15 protein-coding genes are annotated in these 15,497 nt (G+C 52.9%); 9 read left to right on the top strand and 6 right to left on the bottom strand.

Annotated features, from left to right (window positions below; translation table 11 throughout):
• Positions 1-319 precede the first annotated feature (319 nt).
• The 9 genes from HV041_RS16615 to folA all read left to right on the top strand — a co-directional run bounded on the left by HV041_RS16615 (position 320) and on the right by folA (position 8,649).
• Positions 320-1,090, top strand: a complete 771-nt coding sequence (locus HV041_RS16615) for an electron transfer flavoprotein FixA (RefSeq protein WP_121584180.1) — start codon at positions 320-322, stop codon at positions 1,088-1,090.
• Positions 1,091-1,105: 15 nt separating this feature from the next.
• Positions 1,106-2,047: an electron transfer flavoprotein subunit alpha/FixB family protein gene (locus tag HV041_RS16610; RefSeq protein ID WP_121584181.1), complete on the top strand. Its 942-nt coding sequence runs from the start codon at positions 1,106-1,108 to the stop codon at positions 2,045-2,047.
• Between the two features lie 49 nt (positions 2,048-2,096).
• The gene (locus HV041_RS16605) at positions 2,097-3,383 is read left to right on the top strand and encodes an FAD-dependent oxidoreductase (RefSeq protein WP_121584182.1); all 1,287 of its coding nucleotides are present in this window, start codon (positions 2,097-2,099) and stop codon (positions 3,381-3,383) included.
• The gene (gene fixX / locus HV041_RS16600; protein ID WP_000203736.1) at positions 3,380-3,667 is read left to right on the top strand and encodes a ferredoxin-like protein FixX; all 288 of its coding nucleotides are present in this window, start codon (positions 3,380-3,382) and stop codon (positions 3,665-3,667) included. Before HV041_RS16605 ends, fixX begins: the two co-directional genes overlap by 4 nt.
• A gap of 147 nt (positions 3,668-3,814) precedes the next feature.
• The gene (locus HV041_RS16595) at positions 3,815-5,158 is read left to right on the top strand and encodes an MFS transporter (protein WP_121584183.1); all 1,344 of its coding nucleotides are present in this window, start codon (positions 3,815-3,817) and stop codon (positions 5,156-5,158) included.
• 90 nt (positions 5,159-5,248) lie between these two features.
• Positions 5,249-5,482, top strand: coding sequence for a YgdI/YgdR family lipoprotein (locus tag HV041_RS16590; RefSeq protein ID WP_121584184.1), 234 nt, complete (start codon positions 5,249-5,251; stop codon positions 5,480-5,482).
• Positions 5,483-5,585: 103 nt separating this feature from the next.
• A complete protein-coding gene (kefF, locus tag HV041_RS16585) occupies positions 5,586-6,116 on the top strand; it encodes a glutathione-regulated potassium-efflux system oxidoreductase KefF (protein WP_121584185.1) in 531 nt (176 codons plus the stop codon).
• The gene (gene kefC, locus HV041_RS16580) at positions 6,109-7,971 is read left to right on the top strand and encodes a glutathione-regulated potassium-efflux system protein KefC (protein ID WP_003018875.1); all 1,863 of its coding nucleotides are present in this window, start codon (positions 6,109-6,111) and stop codon (positions 7,969-7,971) included. The genes kefF and kefC overlap by 8 nt, the downstream gene beginning before the upstream one ends.
• Before the next feature lie 198 nt (positions 7,972-8,169).
• Entirely contained in the window at positions 8,170-8,649 is a 480-nt protein-coding gene (gene folA, locus HV041_RS16575; protein ID WP_003018873.1) for a type 3 dihydrofolate reductase, read from the top strand.
• 96 nt (positions 8,650-8,745) lie between these two features.
• Here the strand turns inward: folA and apaH are convergent, their stop codons facing one another.
• The 6 genes from apaH to lptD are packed head-to-tail and all read right to left on the bottom strand — an operon-like array spanning position 8,746 to position 15,492.
• Positions 8,746-9,594, bottom strand: a complete 849-nt coding sequence (gene apaH / locus HV041_RS16570; RefSeq protein WP_061067221.1) for a bis(5'-nucleosyl)-tetraphosphatase (symmetrical) ApaH — start codon at positions 9,592-9,594, stop codon at positions 8,746-8,748.
• A gap of 10 nt (positions 9,595-9,604) precedes the next feature.
• On the bottom strand, positions 9,605-9,982 hold the full coding sequence (apaG, locus tag HV041_RS16565; RefSeq protein WP_003018867.1) for a Co2+/Mg2+ efflux protein ApaG: 378 nt from the start codon (positions 9,980-9,982) through the stop codon (positions 9,605-9,607).
• Positions 9,983-9,984: 2 nt separating this feature from the next.
• Positions 9,985-10,806, bottom strand: coding sequence for a 16S rRNA (adenine(1518)-N(6)/adenine(1519)-N(6))-dimethyltransferase RsmA (gene rsmA / locus HV041_RS16560; RefSeq protein WP_048212723.1), 822 nt, complete (start codon positions 10,804-10,806; stop codon positions 9,985-9,987).
• The gene (gene pdxA, locus HV041_RS16555) at positions 10,799-11,791 is read right to left on the bottom strand and encodes a 4-hydroxythreonine-4-phosphate dehydrogenase PdxA (RefSeq protein WP_121584186.1); all 993 of its coding nucleotides are present in this window, start codon (positions 11,789-11,791) and stop codon (positions 10,799-10,801) included. Before pdxA ends, rsmA begins: the two co-directional genes overlap by 8 nt.
• Positions 11,791-13,077, bottom strand: a complete 1,287-nt coding sequence (surA, locus tag HV041_RS16550; RefSeq protein ID WP_048212721.1) for a peptidylprolyl isomerase SurA — start codon at positions 13,075-13,077, stop codon at positions 11,791-11,793. The genes pdxA and surA overlap by 1 nt, the downstream gene beginning before the upstream one ends.
• Positions 13,078-13,131: 54 nt before the next feature.
• Positions 13,132-15,492 (bottom strand): LPS assembly protein LptD, encoded by a 2,361-nt coding sequence (lptD, locus tag HV041_RS16545; RefSeq protein ID WP_048212720.1) that lies wholly within the window; start codon positions 15,490-15,492, stop codon positions 13,132-13,134.
• Between the last annotated feature and the right edge of the window lie 5 nt (positions 15,493-15,497).

The following is a 15,497-nucleotide window of genomic DNA, read 5'->3' as shown; positions in this document are numbered from 1 at the left end:
ACACTTTTTTATGCTGGTTAATTTGCTTAAGAATCCTGTATTTTTTGTTATTAATCAATGTATTGATTGTGTTTTTTTAACTTTTTTAAGTGACTGGCGTTCAATATTGTTGAACCCGCAGACAATATTGAAAATTTTCATATTTGACGTGACTCTTTCAATATTGGTGAGGTACGTAACACTATTGAAAGTTACGAATTTCAATGTGTGACATTTTCAATATTGGTGATTAAGGTTTTATTTCCGAATTAAAGAGCGTGATATCTGTATTTAACACCGCCGATATAAATACGTTTCCTTCATGATTTCTGGAGATGCAATGAAGATAATTACTTGCTACAAATGCGTACCTGATGAACAGGATATTGCGATTAATAATACTGATGGTTCACTCGATTTCAGCAAAGCGGATGGCAAAATCAGCCAGTACGACCTGAATGCGATCGAAGCGGCTTGTCAGTTAAAACAACAGGCAGGAGAGGCCCAGGTTGTCGCCATGAGCGTCGGCGGCAAAGCGCTGACCAATGCAAAAGGGCGCAAAGATGTGCTTTCCCGTGGCCCTGATGAACTGATTGTTGTCATTGACGATCAATTTGAACAGGCGTTACCACAACAAACGGCTACCGCGCTGGCCGCCGCCGCGCAAAAAGCCGGTTTCGATCTGATTATCTGTGGTGACGGTTCTTCCGATCTCTATGCTCAGCAGGTTGGTCTGCTGGTGGGCGAAGCGCTGAACGTTCCCACGATTAATGGCGTGAGTAAAATCCTCTCTCTTACCGATAGCACGCTGACGGTAGAGCGTGAACTGGAAGATGAAGTCGAAACACTGAGCATCCCGCTCCCGGCGGTTATCGCGGTCTCAACGGATATCAACACCCCACAAATCCCTTCCATGAAAGCCATTCTTGGCGCGGCGAAAAAACCGGTTCAGGTTTGGTCGCCTGCAGACATTGGGCTGAACAGCGTGCAGGCGTATTCCGCACAGCAGGTTGCTGCACCGAAACAGCGCGAGCGTCAGCGCGTTGTAATTGAAGGTGACGGTGAAGAACAGATTGCCGCGTTTGTCGAGAATCTTCGCAAAATCATTTAATTATCAGGGGATGTTATGAACAAATTTTCCAGTGTCTGGGTATTCAGCGATACCCCTTCTCGTCTGCCGGAACTGATGAAAGGTGCGCAGGCTTTAGGTGAAAAAGTTAACACGTTTGTGCTCAGCGATGCGGACAGCGCAACGGCATGTCATTTGGGGGCAGATCATGTCTGGTTGCTCAGCGGCAAACCAGAAGACCGTATGGTTGAAGAGTACGCCGATGTGATGGCTCAGACCATTCGTCAGCACAGCGAGGGCGGCGCAGTGCTGCTGCCGAATACACGTCGCGGCAAGCTGTTAGCGGCAAAACTGGGTTTTCGCTTGTCGGCAGCCGTTTCAAATGACGCCAGCGCAGTCGCGGTGCAGGATGGAAAAGCGGCGGTCAAACATATGGTTTACGGCGGCCTGGCGATGGGAGCAGAAACAATCGCTTCACCGTTTGCCGTGATCACTCTCAGTAGCGGAACGTTTGACGCGCAGCAACCGGATACTAACCGCCGCGGCGAGATGCATACCGTACAGTGGCAGGATCCGGCCGTTGCCGTGACCCGTACGGCAACTCAGGCGCGTCAGAGCAACAGCGTCGATCTCGACAAAGCCCGCCTGGTGGTCAGCGTGGGACGAGGTATCGGCAGCAAAGAAAATATCTCTCTGGCCGAAGCGCTGTGCCAGACGATTGGCGCTGAGCTGGCCTGTTCCCGTCCGGTGGCGGAAAACGAGAAGTGGATGGAGCACGAACGCTACGTCGGTATCTCCAACCTGATGCTCAAGCCTGAACTGTATCTGGCGGTAGGGATTTCCGGGCAGATCCAACATATGGTCGGCGCCAACGGCGCGCAGACGATTTTCGCCATTAACAAAGATAAAAATGCGCCGATTTTCCAGTATGCGGATTACGGCATCGTTGGTGATGCGCTGAAGATCCTGCCTGCGCTGACGGCTGCCTTAGCGCGTTAAACCATTTCGGGCAGGATGCTAAGGCGTCCTGCCGCTGACAGGAGTAGGTATGTCCGAAGATATCTTTGATGCCATCATCGTGGGTGCAGGTCTGGCTGGTTCGGTTGCGGCGCTGGTGCTGGCTCGGGAAGGCGCACAGGTGCTGGTTATCGAGCGCGGCAATTCTGCTGGCGCGAAGAATGTCACCGGTGGGCGCATGTATGCGCATAGCCTGGAGCGCATCATTCCCGGTTTTGCTGAGCAGGCCCCCATTGAACGCATAATCACCCACGAAAAGCTCGCCTTTATGACCGACAAAGGGGCGATGACCATCGACTATTGCAATGGCGAAGACGCCGTATCGTCGCAGGTTTCTTATTCCGTCTTACGTAGCAAATTTGACGCCTGGCTGATGGAGCAGGCCGAGGAGGCGGGCGCCCAGCTTATCACCGGTATTCGTGTGGATAACGTTGTGCAGCGCGAGGGTAAAGTCGTGGGCGTGGAAGCCGACGGCGATATTCTGGAAGCCAAAGTGGTGATCCTCGCCGACGGGGTGAATTCTCTGCTGGCTGAAAAGCTGGGTATGGCAAAGCGCGTCGAGGCATCGCATGTTGCCGTCGGCGTAAAAGAGCTGATCGAATTGCCAAAATCAGTGATTGAAGATCGTTTCCAGTTACAGGGGAACGAAGGCGCAGCCTGCCTGTTTGCCGGATCGCCAACCGATGGGTTGATGGGCGGTGGCTTTCTCTATACGAATGAAACGACCCTTTCTCTGGGGCTGGTCTGCGGCCTTCATCACCTGAAAGACGCGAAAAAATCGGTCCCGCAAATGCTGGAAGATTTCAAACAGCATCCGGCGGTTGCCCCGCTGATCGCCGGTGGCAAGCTGGTGGAATATGCCGCGCACGTCGTACCTGAAGCCGGTATCAACATGCAGCCCGAACTGGTGGGTGACGGCGTACTGATTGCCGGTGACGCAGCCGGAATGTGTATGAACCTCGGCTTTACCATTCGTGGCATGGATCTCGCCATTTCCGCAGGCGAGGTGGCGGCGAAAACGGTGCTTTCAGCCATGAAACGCGACGACTTTAGCAAGCAGTCGCTGGGTGAATACCGTCAGCATCTGGACGATGGCCCGATGCGCGATATGCGTATGTACCAGAAGCTTCCTGCTTTTCTTGATAACCCGCGCATGTTTACCGCCTATCCCGAAATGGCGGTCAGTATCGCGCGCGACCTGTTCACCGTGGATGGTTCTGCCCCGGTGCCAATGCGTAAAAAAATCCTGCGCCATGTGAAGAAAGTGGGCTTCATCAACCTGATGAAAGATGGCCTGAAAGGAGTGACCGTATTATGACATCTCCCGTCAATGTGGACGTCAAACTGGGCGTCAATAAGTTCAATGTCGATGAAGACAGCCCGCATATCATTCTCAAAACCGATCCTGATAAACAGGCGCTGGAAGTGCTGATTAAGGCCTGTCCAGCAGGGCTGTATAAAAAGCAGGACGACGGCAGCGTACGGTTTGATTACGCCGGATGCCTGGAGTGCGGAACGTGCCGCATTCTCGGGCTTGATACAGCGCTGGAAAAGTGGGAATACCCGCGCGGGACGTTTGGCGTGGAGTTCCGCTACGGCTAATAAGTACCAGGTTGTGCACCCGTAGGCCGGATAAGATGCGGTAGCGTCGCCATCCGGCAATCATGTGGCGCCAATGCCGGATGGCGGCGTAAATGCCTTATCCGGCCTACAGATGACGCTTTGCCCGTGTTGAAACAGGAAGTCGCTATGCAGCAGCCCAGGAACTTTGATGACATCAAATTTACCTCTATTCACCGCCGGATAATGCTGTGGGGAAGCGGTGGGCCGTTTCTGGATGGTTATGTGCTGGTGATGATTGGCGTGGCGCTGGAGCAGCTCACGCCAGCATTGAAACTGGACGCACAGTGGATTGGTCTGCTGGGCGCCGGCACGCTCGCCGGTCTGTTTGTGGGGACGTCGCTGTTTGGCTACATTTCCGATAAGGTCGGGCGGCGCAAAATGTTCATCATCGATATTATCGCCATTGGCGTGATATCGGCAGCAACCATGTTTGTTTCCTCGCCCGTTGAATTGTTAGTGATGCGCGTGCTGATCGGCATTGTGATTGGTGCCGATTATCCGATTGCTACCTCGATGATTACCGAGTTCTCCAATACCCGCCAGCGCGCTTTCTCCATCGGTTTTATCGCCGCGATGTGGTATGTCGGCGCCACCTGTGCCGATCTGGTCGGTTACTGTTTGTATGATGTTGAGGGCGGATGGCGCTGGATGTTGGGCAGCGCGGTGATCCCCTGCATTTTGATCCTGATTGGGCGTTTCGATCTTCCTGAATCGCCACGCTGGTTGCTGCGTAAAGGTCGGGTGAAAGAGTGCGAAGAGATGATGATCACACTGTTTGGCGAACCGGTGGTATTCGACGAAGAAGCACCGCAGGAGACGCGTTTCCTTCAGTTGTTTAATCGTCGTCACTTTCCATTTGTCCTGTTTGTTGCCGCCATCTGGACCTGTCAGGTGATCCCGATGTTTGCTATTTATACTTTCGGCCCGCAGATTGTTGGACTGTTGGGGCTTGGTGCCGGGAAAAGCGCCGCGTTGGGCAATGTGGTGATAAGCCTGTGCTTTATGCTGGGGTGTATTCCTCCCATGTTCTGGCTCAATAGCGCGGGCCGCCGACCGTTGTTGATTGGCAGCTTTATTATGATGACGCTGGCGCTGGCTGTGCTGGGGTTAATTCCTGATATGGGGGCGTGGCTGGTGGTGCTGGCGTTTGCGGTGTACGCGTTTTTCTCGGGGGGACCGGGAAACCTGCAGTGGCTATACCCTAACGAACTGTTCCCCACCGATATTCGTGCCTCTGCCGTCGGGGTGATTATGTCCTTAAGCCGTATTGGCACCATTGTTTCAACCTGGGCACTGCCGATCTTCATCACGAAATATGGGATTAATTCCGTGATGTTAATGGGGGCAGGGATTTCATTGATTGGTCTGTTGGTTTCTATTGCCTTCGCCCCGGAAACGCGAGGTCTGACGCTGGCGCAAACCAGCCAAATGACGATTCGCAGAAAACCGATGTCCAGAGCGAGCGGTTAAGAGTGTTCTGTATTTTCCCTGCAACTCAGTCAGTTAGCCTACAGTTAACGGGCATATCACTGAAAATGACTGAAAAGCAGGGAGAACACTATGCAAAAACATATTCTGATCACCTCCATTTTTACCGCCGCAACACTGTTTACCGTTGCCGGTTGCTCTTCTAATCAGGCGGTTAAAACGACCGACGGCAAAACAATCGTCACTGACGGCAAACCGCAGGTTGATGATGATACCGGCCTGGTGTCGTACAAAAACGCGCAAACAGGCAAGACGGAACAAATTAACCGCGATCAGGTTAAGGATATGAGCGAACTGGATAACTAGTTCAGTTTTCTCCATTCAGCCACTCAATAATATTGACTGTTAGCCTGTGGATTAAGTGACTAAACTCACTGTTATTACAATAATGCAGTGATACAGGCTAATCATGATTCTCATCATTTATGCGCATCCCTATCCGCAGCATTCGCATGCGAATAAGCGGATGCTTGAGCAGGTAAGGACACTGGAAGGGGTGGAGGTTCGTTCGCTCTATGAACTCTATCCCGATTTCAATATCGATATCGCCGCAGAACAGGACGCGCTGTCACGTGCTGATTTGATCATCTGGCAGCATCCGATGCAGTGGTACAGCACACCTCCATTACTCAAGCTGTGGATGGATAAAGTTCTTTCGCACGGCTGGGCGTATGGCCATGGCGGTACTGCGCTGCACGGTAAACAACTGCTGTGGGCGGTGACGACCGGCGGCGGTGAAAACCACTTCGATATTGGCTCCTATCCCGGATTTGATGTGCTTTCCCAGCCTTTACAGGCGACAGCGCTCTATTGCGGCCTCAAATGGCTACCGCCGTTTGCGATGCACTGTACGTTTATCTGCGATGATGAAACCCTGCAGGCGCAGGCGCGTCATTACAAACAACGTCTGCTGGAGTGGCAGGAGGTTCATCATGGATAGCCATACGCTGATACAGGCGCTGATTTATCTCGGATCGGCGGCGCTAATTGTGCCCATCGCCGTACGGCTGGGATTAGGGTCGGTACTGGGGTATCTCATCGCCGGGTGCATTATCGGACCCTGGGGTCTGAGGCTGGTGACGGACGCCGAATCCATCCTGCATTTTGCGGAGATCGGTGTGGTGCTGATGCTGTTTGTCATCGGTCTGGAGCTGGATCCGCAACGTTTGTGGAAACTTCGAGCCTCGGTGTTCGGCGGCGGCGCGCTACAGATGGTGGTTTGCGGCGGCTTAATTGGTTTGTTCTGTATGTTCCTTGGCCTGCGCTGGCAGGTAGCGGAACTGATCGGCATGACGCTGGCGCTTTCCTCAACGGCCATCGCTATGCAGGCAATGAATGAACGCAACCTGATGGTTTCGCAAATGGGCCGCAGCGCGTTTGCCGTGCTGCTGTTCCAGGATATCGCCGCTATTCCATTGGTGGCGATGATCCCGTTACTGGCGGCGAGCGGCGCATCGACTACGCTTGGGGCGTTTGCATTGTCAGCCCTGAAGGTAGCGGGCGCACTGGTATTAGTGGTGGTATTGGGGCGTTATGTCACACGTCCGGCCTTGCGTTTTGTTGCGCGTTCGGGCCTGCGGGAAGTATTCAGTGCCGTTGCGCTGTTCCTCGTGTTTGGCTTCGGTCTGCTCCTGGAAGAGGTTGGCCTGTCGATGGCGATGGGGGCGTTTCTGGCCGGGGTGCTGCTGGCAAGCTCTGAGTATCGCCACGCGCTGGAAAGCGACATTGAGCCATTTAAAGGATTGCTGCTGGGACTGTTTTTCATTGGCGTGGGGATGTCTATCGACTTTGGTACGCTGATTGATAATCCCTTGCGCATTATCATTTTGCTGGTCGGTTTCCTGGTTATCAAAACCGTCATGCTGTGGTTGATAGCGAAACCGTTGCAGGTGCCGAACAAGCAGCGTCGCTGGTTTGCCGTATTGTTAGGGCAGGGCAGTGAGTTTGCCTTTGTGGTGTTTGGCGCGGCACAAATGGCAAATGTGCTCGATCCTGACTGGGCGAAATCGCTGACGCTGGCGGTGGCGTTGTCGATGGCGGCTACGCCGATTTTGCTGGTGATTTTGACGCGTCTGGAAAAATCGGCGACTTCGGAAGAGCGGGAAGCCGATGAAATCGATGAGGAGCAACCGCGGGTGATCATCGCTGGATTTGGGCGATTTGGCCAGATAACCGGTCGTCTGTTGTTGTCGAGCGGGGTCAAAATGGTGGTTCTTGATCATGACCCGGACCATATCGAAACGCTGCGTAAATTCGGCATGAAGGTTTTCTATGGTGATGCGACCCGGATGGATCTGCTGGAGTCTGCCGGGGCGGCGAAAGCTGAAGTCATTATTAATGCCATTGACGATCCGCAAACCAGCCTGCAGTTAACCGAAATGGTGAAAGAGCATTTCCCGCATCTGCAAATTATTGCTCGTGCGCGCGATGTGGATCATTACATCCGCCTGCGCCAGGCGGGCGTGGATATGCCGGAACGTGAAACCTTTGAAGGTGCACTGAAGACCGGACGTCTGGCGTTGGAAGGTCTTGGGCTTGGGCGCTATGAGGCACGTGAGCGGGCCGACGTATTCCGCCGATTCAATACCATGATGGTAGAGGAGATGGTGAAAGGGGAAAATGACGCGACTTCCCGCGCGGCCGTTTATAAACGCACCAGCGCAATGCTGAGTGAAATTATTGCGGAAGATCGTCAGCACTTATCGTTAATTCAACGCCATGGCTGGCAAGGCACGGATGAAGGTAAGCATACGGGCGACGTCGCCGATGAGCCGGAAGTGAAACCGTCAGCATAGGGTAAAAAATGTGATGTTCTGCAAACTTTACTGCTAATTGGCTGTTTTTGAACTACTGTAATGCTGGCGTACCACCTTAAATAGGTCGGTTCGCCAGCAGAACGGAAAATTTTCCTGTTCATCCTCTTTCCGCCAGTCGACGAAAGATTGCGCTTTCCGTATAGTGGCGACAATTTTTTTGTATCCGGGAAATATTCAATGATCAGTCTGATTGCGGCGTTAGCGGTAGATCGCGTCATCGGTATGGAGAACGCCATGCCGTGGAACCTCCCTGCCGATCTCGCCTGGTTTAAACGTAATACCTTAAACAAGCCGGTTGTCATGGGACGCCACACCTGGGAATCCATCGGGCGACCGTTACCTGGGCGTAAAAATATCGTCATCAGCAGCAAGCCTGGCACCGACGATCGTGTGCAGTGGGTGAAGTCTGTTGATGAAGCCATTGCGGCCTGCGGTGATGAACCAGAGATTATGGTGATTGGCGGTGGGCGCGTGTATGAGCAGTTCCTGCCAAAAGCGCAGAAGCTGTATCTGACGCACATTGATGCTGAAGTCGAAGGGGATACGCATTTCCCGGACTACGAACCGGATGACTGGGAGTCTGTTTTCAGTGAGTTCCATGATGCCGACGCGCAAAACTCTCACAGCTACTGCTTCGAGATTCTGGAGCGTCGTTAATCCTGTAAATGCCGGATGGCTGCGAAACGCCTTATCCGGCCTACTCTTGTGCCAAGTGTAGGCCTGATAAGCGTAGCGTCATCAGGCATAAATCTCTCAGGCGTTGACCGCTTCACCAGGATCCAGATTCAGATGGCGATTTGATGGCTGCACAAAGTACTGTTTGTCTTCCCAGCGCAGACAGGTGAGATCGCCTCCCCAGCAACACCCCGTATCCAGCGCGTAAATACCTTCTGGCGTGCCTTTACCCTCCAGCGATGCCCAGTGCCCGAATGCAATGCTGTACGCTTCACTGACAGGTCCAGGAATGGCAAACCACGGCTTCAGCGGGGCAGGTGCGTCTTCTGGTGACTCTTTGCTGTACATATCCAGTTGACCGTTGGGGAAGCAGTAACGCATGCGGGTAAACGCGTTGGTAATAAAACGCAGGCGCGCCAGCCCCGTCAGCTCCGGGGTCCAGTTGTTCGGCATGTCGCCATACATCGCATCAAGAAAAAACGGATACGAGTCGCTCGACAGCACGGCTTCTACGTCCCGTGCGCAGTCTTTCGCGGTCTGCAAATCCCATTGAGGGGTAATGCCAGCGTGCGCCATGACCAGTTTTTTCTCTTCGTCTACCTGCAGCAGCGGCTGACGACGAAGCCAGTTGATTAATTCGTCAGCATCCGGCGCTTCGAGCAGCGATGTGACTCTGTCTTTTGGTTTATTACGACTGATGCCGGCAAACACGGCCAGCAGGTGTAAATCGTGATTACCCAATACTAACCGCACGCTGTCGCCCAGTGATTTCACGTAGCGCAAAACGTCCAGCGAACCCGGCCCACGAGCGACCAGATCGCCGGTGAGCCATAGGGTGTCTTTTTTGGAATTAAAGTCTACCTGATGCAGCAAGGCTACCAGTTCATCGTAACAACCGTGAACGTCGCCAATAAGGTATGTCGCCATAGTTATTGTTTTAATGAATGAGTGTTGGAACGGCGAGTCGGAATACGGGAATATCGATAGTAAAGGCGATGCCCTGCTCATCGATCATTTCGTAATGACCCTGCATGGTGCCCAGCGGCGTTTCAATAACGGCGCCGCTGGTGTACTGGTACTCTTCGCCAGGTTCGATATGGGGCTGAACGCCAACCACACCTTCACCCTGAACTTCGGTTTCGCGCCCATGACCATTGGTTATCAACCAATAACGCCCCAACAGCTGCACTGGCGCTCGCCCCAAATTGCGGATAGTCACGGTATAAGCAAAAACGTAACGTTCATCATCAGGTGAGGATTGCGCCTCAATGTAGACGCTTTGTACCTGAATACACACTCGGGGCGAATTGATCATGCTTAACTCTCCTTCGAAGGCGCGTTTTCTGACAGATAGTTAGCCATCCGGCAGTATTGCGCGACAGAGATATTTTCCGCTCGCATTGCCGGGTCAATGCCCAACTCTGTCAGCACTTCAACGCTGAACAGATTACCGAGGCTGTTACGTACCGTTTTACGGCGCTGATTAAACGCTTCGGTGGTAATGCGGCTCAGGACGCGAACATCTTTAACCGGGTACGGCATCGTCGCGTGAGGGACCAGGCGTACAACGGCGGAATCTACTTTCGGTGCTGGTGTGAAAGCCGACGGTGGAACTTCGAGCACCGGGATCACATTGCAGTAATATTGCGCCATGACGCTTAATCGACCATACGCTTTACTGTTTGGCCCTGCAACCAGACGATTGACCACCTCTTTTTGCAACATGAAATGCATGTCGGCAATGGCATCAGTATAGGTAAAAAGATGGAACATCAGCGGCGTGGAGATGTTGTACGGCAGGTTGCCAAATACGCGCAGCGGCTGACCCATCGTTTGTGAAAGCTCACCGAAGTTCATGGTCATGGCATCTTGCTGATAAATCGTCAGCTTCGGCCCTAAAAACGGGTGCGTTTGCAGGCGCGCGGCGAGATCGCGGTCCAGCTCAATGACCGTGAGCTTGTCCAGACGTTCGCCTACTGGTTCGGTCAATGCAGCCAGGCCCGGGCCGATTTCGACCATTGCCTGACCCTTTTGCGGGTTGATAGCAGAGACAATACTTTCGATCACAAACTGATCGTTGAGGAAGTTTTGCCCGAAACGTTTACGGGCTAAATGGCCCTGATGGACTCGATTATTCATTGGTATTAACAATCATTTTGATGGCGAGATTAAGCGCCGTAATAAAACTGCCGACATCTGCTTGTCCACGTCCCGCAAGTTCAAGCGCGGTACCGTGATCGACGGATGTGCGAATAAAGGGCAGGCCCAGCGTGATATTCACACCGCGACCAAATCCCTGGTATTTTAGCACGGGGAGGCCCTGATCGTGGTACATTGCCAGCACGGCATCCGCGTGGTCGAGATATTTAGGCTGAAACAGCGTATCTGCGGGCAGTGGACCGTTTAATTTCATCCCCTGCGCACGCAGTTCATCCAGTACCGGGATGATGGTGTCTATCTCTTCCGTTCCCATATGACCGCCTTCACCGGCATGCGGGTTAAGGCCGCACACCAGAATACGCGGATCGTTCAGGCCAAACTTAGTGCGTAGATCATGATGCAGAATACCGATCACTTCTCGCAATAATGCCGGGGTAATGGCTTCAGCAACGGCTTTAAGCGGCAGATGTGTGGTCGCCAGGGCAACACGCAGCTCTTCGGTTGCCAGCATCATGACAACCTTCTTCGCCTGTGAACGCTCTTCAAAAAACTCGGTATGCCCGGTAAACGGGACACCAGCGTCATTGATGACGCCCTTGTGAACCGGACCGGTAATCAGCGCCGCAAACTCACCTTGCAGACAACCATCGCAGGCGCGAGCCAGCGTGTCGACTACATATTGCCCATTCTCTACCGCCAGTTGGCCCGCGACGACAGGCGCGCGCAACGCAACCGGCAATAGCGTCAGCGTACCCGCTGATTGTGGTTGGGCTGGGATATCTGGAGAGTAGGGAAGGAGCGAGAGCGGTAAACCGAGCATGGCTGCCCGGTCACGGAGTAGCGTGGCATCAGCACAAACAACGAGTTCTACCGGCCACTCGCGCTGTGCAAGCTGGATCACAAGGTCCGGACCAATCCCGGCAGGTTCGCCGGGAGTGATCACAACACGTTGAATTTGAGTCATTAGTTGCTCAGAATTTTAACGTACGCACTGGCGCGCTGTTCCTGCATCCAGGTCGCTGCTTCTTCCGAGAATTTACGGTTCATCAGCATGCGATAAGCTCTGTCTTTCTGTGCCGCGTCAGTTTTATCAACATTACGCGTATCCAGCAGCTCGATAAGATGCCAGCCGAATGAGGAGTGCACCGGGGTGCTCATCTGGCCTTTATGAAGTTTAGTCAGCGCATCGCGGAAAGCCGGATCGAAAATATCGGCTGCAGCCCAACCCAGGTCACCGCCCTGGTTGGCAGACCCCGGATCCTGAGAAAACTCTTTAGCCGCTGCCGCAAAGGTGGTTTTACCGCTCTTAATATCTGCCGCGATTTGTTCCAGTTTTAGACGCGCCTGTTGATCGGTCATGATCGGCGACGGTTTCAGCAGAATATGGCGGGCATGAACTTCAGTCACGGAGATGCTCTGGCTTTGGCCACGCATGTCGTTGACTTTCAGGATATGGAAGCCGACACCAGAGCGAATTGGGCCGATGATATCGCCTTTTTTCGCGGTGCTTAACGCCTGGGCGAAGATGCCCGGCAGTTCCTGAATGCGTCCCCAGCCCATCTGGCCGCCTTTCAGCGCCTGCTGATCGGCAGAATAAGTGATGGCCAGTTTGCCGAAATCGCTACCATTACGTGCTTCATCAACCACTGAACGCGCCTGACTTTCCGCTTCGTTTACCTGATCGGAAGTTGGGTTTTCCGGCAGTGGGATCAGAATGTGGCTCAGGTTCAGTTCGGTGCTGGCATCATTTTGGTTGCCGACCTGCTGCGCCAGGGCATCAACTTCCTGTGGCAGGATCGTGACGCGACGGCGAACTTCATTATTACGCACTTCAGAGATGGTCATCTCTTTACGGATCTGGTTGCGATAGGTCGAATAACTCAGACCATCCTGAGCCAGACGGCTGCGCATTTGATCCAGCGTCATATTGTTCTGCTTGGCAATATTGGCGATGGCCTGATCTAACTGTTCATCAGAGATTTTTACGCCCATCTTCTGACCCATCTGCAGAACGATTTGATCCATGATCAAACGCTCCAGGATCTGATGACGCAGCGTGGCATCGTCCGGTAATTGCTGACCTGCCTGACCCGCGTTCAGTTTTACTGACTGCATTAAGCCATCGACGTCGCTTTCCAGAACGACGCCGTTATTGACGACGGCTGCGACTTTATCGACTACCTGTGGGGCAGCGAAACTGGTATTCGCGACCATGGCGATACCGAGAAGCAGCGTTTTCCAGTTCTTCATACTTTTTCCATTATCAATTAACCGCAATGCGGATTACGTTGTAAATCAATCAGATCATAAAGAGCTTTGATACGGCAAAATGTTCGAACGCAGCATCTGGTTGGTGCCAAGACCATAGTTAGAGCTCAGGCCGCGCAGTTCGATATTAAAGCCGATCGAGTTGTCATATACCGCGTGTTTCTGGGTGTCATCCCAACCATTCAGCTTACGTTCATAGCCGACGCGAATGGCATAACAGCAGGAGTTGTACTGTAAGCCCAGCATGGAATCCGCCACTTTGTTCACATTGGTATCGAAGTAGTAAGCTCCGACGATTGACCAACGCTCAGCGATCGGCACGCTCGCCACTGCACCCACCTGAGAAATCCCGTTTTTATACTGATCTGCCGTAGAGTAATACGACGGCAGGGTCGCCTGGATATATTCCGGGCTGGCATAGCGGTAGTTCAACTGCAGCATACGGTTTTCGTCGCGACGGTACTCGATGCTGCTGCTGCTGGTGGCGATACTGTCCAGACGTGTGTCGTATTGTATCCCACTGCGTAAACCCCAACGATCGGAGATGCGCCAGTAGGTATCGCCAGCCCATACCAGTGAACCGGTTTTGTCGTCATTCTCCCATTTAATGTTGTCATCGCCAGTGCGAGACTCGGTGAAATAGTAGATTTGACCCACAGAAATATTAAAACGTTCAATGGCCGCGTCATCATAAACGCGAGATGTGACACCTGTCGTTACCTGGTTTGCGGAGGCAATACGGTCCAGGCCGCCATAGGTGCGGTCACGGAACAGGCCGCTGTAGTCAGATTGCAGCAGGGAAGAGTCATAGTTATAGATATGACTTTGGTTGCGATACGGCACATATAAATACTGCGCACGCGGCTCCAGTGTCTGGGTATAGCCTGGCGCCAGCATTTCCATATCACGTTCGAAGACCAGCTTACCGTCAACTTTGAACTGCGGCATGACGCGGTTAGCGGAATCGTCGAGTTTATTTACGTTACTCGGATTGTTGTTATACCAGTCCAGATTGGTCTGCTGGTAGTGCGTCGCCATCAGTTTCGCTTCAGTGTTGATACTCCCCCACTGATTGGATAGCGGCAGGTTGATGGTCGGCTCAAGGTGAACACGCGTCGCTTCTGGCATGTCGTCATTGGTATTGACGAAATGCACCGCCTGTCCATAAATACGGGTATCAAATGGACCAACGTCATTCTGATAGAAGTTGACGTCTAACTGTGGCTGAGCGGAATAACTGCTGTTGTTCTGATCGTCAAAGACCTGGAACTGTTTAGTTGAGAGCGTTGCATCAAAGTTTTGCACCGCATAGCCGACGCTGAATTTCTGTGTCGCATAACCGTCGGTACTGGAACCGTACTTATTGTCAAAATCATTAAAGTAGCTGGAGTCGCTGACTTTGGTATAGTCGACGTTGAAACGCCACACCTGGTCCATCACACCGGCGTGTTGCCAGTAAAACAGCCAGCGGCGTGAATTATCATCATTCGGATGTTCGTCGTCGTAGACCCGGTCGGAATTCAGGTAGTCGAGTTCCATCAGACCTGCGCCCGCCTGGGTCAGGTAACGGAATTCGTTCTCCCACATCACGCCGCCACGGCGATGCATATAATGCGGCGTAATGGTGGCGTCCATGTTGGGCGCGATATTCCAGTAATATGGCAGGTAGAACTCAAAATAGTTCTTGGTGGAGTATTTTGCGTTCGGGATCAAGAAACCGGAACGGCGCTTATCGCCGACAGGTAGCTGCAAATAGGGGCTGTAAAACACCGGAACCGGGCCCAGTTTAAAACGGGCGTTCCAGATTTCAGCGACCTGTTCTTCACGGTCATGGATCACTTCACTACCGACGACGCTCCAGGTATTGGAACCCGGAAGACAGGAGGTAAAACTGCCGTTTTCCAGAATGGTATAGCGATTCTCACCGCGCTGTTTCATCAGGTCCGCTTTCCCGCGCCCCTGACGGCCCACCATCTGGTAATCACCTTCCCAGATGTTGGTATCTTTGGTATTCAGATTAGACCAACCCTTCGGTCCCTTCAGAATAACCTGATTGTCATCATAATGGACGTTGCCCAGCGCATCGACGGTACGTATTGGCTCCGGCTGGCCTTCAGCCTGCTTCTGATGAAGCTGTACTTCGTCGGCCTGCAGGCGGCTGTTACCCTGTGCGATGTCCACGTTGCCGGTAAACACCGCGTCATCGGGATAATTCCCTTTAGCGTTGTCGGCATTGATGGTGACGGGTAATTCATTAGTCTCGCCCTGTACCAGAGGACGGTCATAGCTCGGCACGCCCAGCATACACTGTGAGGCGAGATCGGCTGCCAGGCCCTGATGGCTATAGAGGGCACTGGCAATCATGGTGGCCAGAAGAGTGGGAATACGTTTTTTCATACGTT

This window comes from Citrobacter sp. RHBSTW-00029 (genome assembly GCF_014104295.1).
Taxonomy (GTDB): domain Bacteria; phylum Pseudomonadota; class Gammaproteobacteria; order Enterobacterales; family Enterobacteriaceae; genus Citrobacter; species Citrobacter youngae.
Note: the sequence above shows the minus strand (reverse complement) of the source record. Positions and strands in the feature narration are given on the sequence as shown.

Bases quoted from the DNA above. Each gene is read 5' to 3' on its own strand.
- kefC (WP_003018875.1), top strand. From the start codon at position 6,109: ATGGATAGCCATACGCTGATACAGGCGCTGATTTATCTCGGATCGGCG.
- kefF (WP_121584185.1), top strand. From the start codon at position 5,586: ATGATTCTCATCATTTATGCGCATCCCTATCCGCAGCATTCGCATGCG.
- folA (WP_003018873.1), top strand. From the start codon at position 8,170: ATGATCAGTCTGATTGCGGCGTTAGCGGTAGATCGCGTCATCGGTATG.
- surA (WP_048212721.1), bottom strand. From the start codon at position 13,077: ATGAAGAACTGGAAAACGCTGCTTCTCGGTATCGCCATGGTCGCGAAT.
- apaH (WP_061067221.1), bottom strand. From the start codon at position 9,594: ATGGCGACATACCTTATTGGCGACGTTCACGGTTGTTACGATGAACTG.
- HV041_RS16605 (WP_121584182.1), top strand. From the start codon at position 2,097: ATGTCCGAAGATATCTTTGATGCCATCATCGTGGGTGCAGGTCTGGCT.
- HV041_RS16590 (WP_121584184.1), top strand. From the start codon at position 5,249: ATGCAAAAACATATTCTGATCACCTCCATTTTTACCGCCGCAACACTG.
- apaG (WP_003018867.1), bottom strand. From the start codon at position 9,982: ATGATCAATTCGCCCCGAGTGTGTATTCAGGTACAAAGCGTCTACATT.
- pdxA (WP_121584186.1), bottom strand. From the start codon at position 11,791: ATGACTCAAATTCAACGTGTTGTGATCACTCCCGGCGAACCTGCCGGG.
- lptD (WP_048212720.1), bottom strand. From the start codon at position 15,492: ATGAAAAAACGTATTCCCACTCTTCTGGCCACCATGATTGCCAGTGCC.
- fixX (WP_000203736.1), top strand. From the start codon at position 3,380: ATGACATCTCCCGTCAATGTGGACGTCAAACTGGGCGTCAATAAGTTC.
- HV041_RS16610 (WP_121584181.1), top strand. From the start codon at position 1,106: ATGAACAAATTTTCCAGTGTCTGGGTATTCAGCGATACCCCTTCTCGT.
- rsmA (WP_048212723.1), bottom strand. From the start codon at position 10,806: ATGAATAATCGAGTCCATCAGGGCCATTTAGCCCGTAAACGTTTCGGG.
- HV041_RS16615 (WP_121584180.1), top strand. From the start codon at position 320: ATGAAGATAATTACTTGCTACAAATGCGTACCTGATGAACAGGATATT.
- HV041_RS16595 (WP_121584183.1), top strand. From the start codon at position 3,815: ATGCAGCAGCCCAGGAACTTTGATGACATCAAATTTACCTCTATTCAC.